The organism is Variovorax sp. P1_H2, assembly GCF_056405295.1.
Window position 1 is genome coordinate 1 of record NZ_JBFUCJ010000231.1, and the last position, 3,853, is coordinate 3,853.

Sequence of the window (3,853 nt, forward strand, 5' to 3'; positions counted from 1 at the left end):
TCCTTGGTGTGCGCGCTGCCGTCCTTCTCCTCGAGCTTGTCGAGGGCCGCGGCGCCGCGGCGCTTGCGCTCGAATTCGTTGATCGCCGCTTCCTGGCGCTTGACATCGTCGGTCGCCAGCCGGCGGCGGTGCCGGCTCTCCTCCAGGCAACCCTCGACCGCGAACTTCTTGTAGCAGGCGGCCCGCTCGGCGTCATAGCGCGCGCTGATCGCCTTGCGCTCCTCGGCCAGCCGTGCCCGCTCGGCGTCGAGGTCGGCCCCGCCCGTGGTCGCGCCCGACTGCGCCCACAGCGGCGCCGCGGAAAGACAGATCAGCAGGGCAAGGACGATGTTCTTCATGTCAGGCGGGTGTCGACGGTACGGCGCTCGAGCGCCAGGAACTCGGTCGACTGCATCTCGTTGAGGCGCGACACCGTGCGCGGGAACTCATGAGCCAACGGACCCTCGGTGTACAACGCCTCGGGCGGCACTTCGGCGGACATGATCAGCTTCACGCGCCGATCGTAGAACACGTCGACCAGCCAGGTGAAACGACGTGCTTCAGAGGCCATCCGGACCGGCATGTACGGCACGTCGGACAGCAGCACGGTGTGGAACTGGGTCGCGATCTCGAGGTAGTCGTTCTGCGAGCGCGGACCACCGCACAAGGTCTTGAAATCGAACCAGACCACGCCGCCGGCCTTGCGTAGCGCGTGAATCTCGCGCGATTCGATGTGCAGCACCGGGTTCTCGTCGGCGCTCTCGGCAATGCGCTCGAAGGTCTTGCGCATTTCCTTGTCGGCCGCCGCGCCATTGGGCGTCAGGTAGAGCCGCACCTGCTCCATCGTGCGGCGCCGGTAGTCGGTGCCGTTGTCGACGCTCAGCACCTCGAGCCGCTCGTTCAGGAGCGCGATCGCCGGCAGGATGCGGTCGCGGTGCAGGCCGCCCGGATAAAGATCGTCGGGCTTGAAATTCGACGTGGTGACGAAGCCCACGCCGTTGTCGAACAAGGCCGCCAGCAGGCGATGCAGGATCATCGCATCGGTAATGTCGGCGACATGGAACTCGTCGAAGCAGATCAGCTTGTAGCGCTTGGAGATCCGCAGGCCCAGTTCGTCCAGCGGATTGACAGTGCCTTGCAAATCGGCCAGCTCGCGATGCACCTCGCGCATGAACTCGTGGAAGTGCAGCCGCGTCTTGCGCCGCAGCGGCACAGCGTTGTAGAAGCAATCCATCAGGAAGCTCTTGCCGCGCCCGACGCCGCCGTACATGTAGACCCCGCGCGGGATCTCCGGCCGGTTGATCAGCTTCTTGAGGGCGTTGGAGCGCTGCACCTTGTACTGGCCCCACTCGCGCGCGCAGCGGTCGAGGGCCACCACGGCGCGCAGTTGCGCGGGGTCGCTTTGGTAACCCCGCGCAACCAGTTCGGCGTCGTACGCCTGCCTGACGGTCGTCACGTACTCAGAAGTTCAGCGTGCGCTTGTCGACGGCGAGCGCAGCTTCCTTGGTGGCTTCCGACAGCGACGGGTGCGCATGGCAGATGCGTGCGATGTCTTCGGCACTGGCCTTGAACTCCATCGCCACCACGGCTTCGGAGATCAGCTCGCTGACCATCGGGCCGACCATGTGGACGCCGAGGATCTCGTCGGTGGCCGCGTCGGCCAGGAACTTGACCATGCCCGTGGTGTCGCCGAGCGCACGGGCACGGCCGTTCGCGAGGAACGGGAAGGTGCCCGCCTTGTAGGCCCGGCCGCTGGCCTTGAGCTGCTGCTCCGTCTGGCCGACCCAGGCGATTTCCGGCGAGGTGTAGATCACCCAGGGAATCGTGTTGAAGTTGACATGCCCGTGCTGGCCGGCCATGCGCTCGGCCACGGCCACGCCTTCTTCCTCGGCCTTGTGCGCGAGCATCGGACCGCGCACCACGTCGCCGATGGCCCAGACGCCAGGCAGACTGGTGCGGCACTCGTCGTCGACTTCGATCGCGCCGCGCTCGTCGAGCTTCAGGCCCACCGCTTCGGCGTTGAGGCCGGTGGTGTTCGGCACGCGACCGATCGAGACGATCAGCTTGTCAACTTCGAGCGACTGGGCGCCGCCCTTGGCATCGGTGTAGGCGATGCTGACGCCCTTCTTGCCCGACTTGACCTCGCCGACCTGGACGCCGAGTTCGATCTTCAGGTTCTGCTTGGTGAAGGCCTTGAGCGCCTCCTTGGCGATCTGCTCGTCGACCGCGCCGAGGAAGGTCGGCAGCGCTTCGAGCACCGTGACTTCGGCGCCGAGCCGGCGCCAGACCGAACCCATCTCGAGGCCGATCACGCCCGAGCCGACAAGCGCCAGCTTCTTCGGCACGGCCTGGATGCGCAGCGCGCCGTCGTTCGAGAGGATGTTCTCCTCGTCGAAGGGCGCACCCGGCAAGGGACGCGCGTTGGAGCCGGTGGCGACGATGATCTGCTTGCCGGTGATGCTCTCATCGGCCGCGCCCGCGACCTTGATCTCGTAGCCGGCGTCGGACGCCTTCACGAACGAGCCGCGGCCGTGGAAGAACGCGACCTTGTTCTTCTTGAACAGGTAGACGATGCCGTCGTTGTTCTGCTTCACGACGGTGTCCTTGCGGGCCAGCATCTTCGCCACGTCGAGCCCCAGGCCTTCGACCTTGATGCCGTGGTCGGCGAAGCCGTGGCCGGCGTGTTCGTAGTGCTCCGAAGACTGCAGCAGCGCCTTCGAGGGAATGCAGCCGATGTTGGTGCAGGTGCCGCCGAGGGCCGGACCGCCCTTGGCGTTCTTCCACTCGTCGATGCAGGCCACGTTGAAGCCTAGCTGCGCCGCGCGGATGGCAGCGATGTAGCCGCCAGGGCCGCCGCCGATCACGACGACGTCAAACTGTTTGGACATTTGGATCTTTCTGTGGGTGATCGTGTTCGTCACCGCGTCCGTCCTCGTTCGCGGCAAGCGAAGCGAGGCCCGTTCGGGAACCACCGCGGAACCGGCTTTGCCGGGCCGCGGGTGGTGCCCCCTCGAGGGGGAGGCGGCTACACGAAGTGAGCAAGCAACGGGGGTGGGTCAGATGTCAAACAGGAGGCGCGACGGATCTTCCAGCGCTTCCTTCATGGCGACCAGGCCCAGCACGGCTTCGCGGCCGTCGATGATGCGGTGGTCGTAGCTCATCGCGAGGTAGTTCATCGGGCGCACCACGATCTGGCCGTTCTCGACCACCGCGCGGTCCTTGGTCGCGTGCACGCCGAGGATGGCCGACTGCGGCGGGTTGATGATCGGGGTCGACAGCATCGAGCCGAAAGTGCCGCCGTTGGAGATCGAGAAGGTGCCGCCGGTCATCTCCTCGATGCCCAGCTTGCCGTCCTTGGCCTTCTGGCCGAACTCGGCGATCTTCTTCTCGATGTCGGCGAAGCTCATCTGGTCGGCGTTGCGCAGGATCGGCACCACCAGGCCACGCGGCGAACCGACCGCGATGCCGATGTCGAAGTAACCGTGGTAGACGATGTCGTTGCCATCCACCGAGGCGTTGATCACCGGGTACTTCTTGAGCGCATGCACCGCAGCCTTCACGAAGAAGCTCATGAAGCCGATCTTGACGCCATGCTCCTTGGTGAACGCGTCCTGGAACTTCTTGCGCATCTCCATGACCGGGGCCATGTTGACTTCGTTGAAGGTGGTCAGGATGGCGTTGGTCGATTGCGACTGCAGCAGGCGCTCGGCGATACGCGCGCGCAGGCGGCTCATCGGCACGCGCTCCTCCGGACGGTCGCCGAGGTCCGCTGCGCCGGTCGGCGCCGCAACCTGCGGCAGCACGGCCTTGGGTGCGCCGGTGGGCGCCGGCACGGGCGGCGCCACCTTGGCCGCGGCACCGGCAGCCACGGCGC

3 protein-coding genes and 1 pseudogene are annotated in these 3,853 nt (G+C 66.3%); all 4 read right to left on the reverse strand.

Annotated features, from left to right (window positions below; translation table 11 throughout):
- Positions 1-338 (reverse strand): annotated as a pseudogene (locus AC1D2E_RS35065) (hypothetical protein); the annotation flags it as partial.
- A complete protein-coding gene (gene zapE / locus AC1D2E_RS35070) occupies positions 335-1,435 on the reverse strand; it encodes a cell division protein ZapE (protein ID WP_478201672.1) in 1,101 nt (366 codons plus the stop codon). The pseudogene AC1D2E_RS35065 and the gene zapE, both read right to left, overlap by 4 nt.
- 4 nt (positions 1,436-1,439) lie before the next feature.
- A complete protein-coding gene (lpdA, locus tag AC1D2E_RS35075; protein ID WP_478201673.1) occupies positions 1,440-2,867 on the reverse strand; it encodes a dihydrolipoyl dehydrogenase in 1,428 nt (475 codons plus the stop codon).
- A gap of 168 nt (positions 2,868-3,035) precedes the next feature.
- On the reverse strand, positions 3,036-3,853 hold an 818-nt coding region (gene odhB / locus AC1D2E_RS35080), incomplete at its 5' end, for a 2-oxoglutarate dehydrogenase complex dihydrolipoyllysine-residue succinyltransferase (protein ID WP_478201674.1).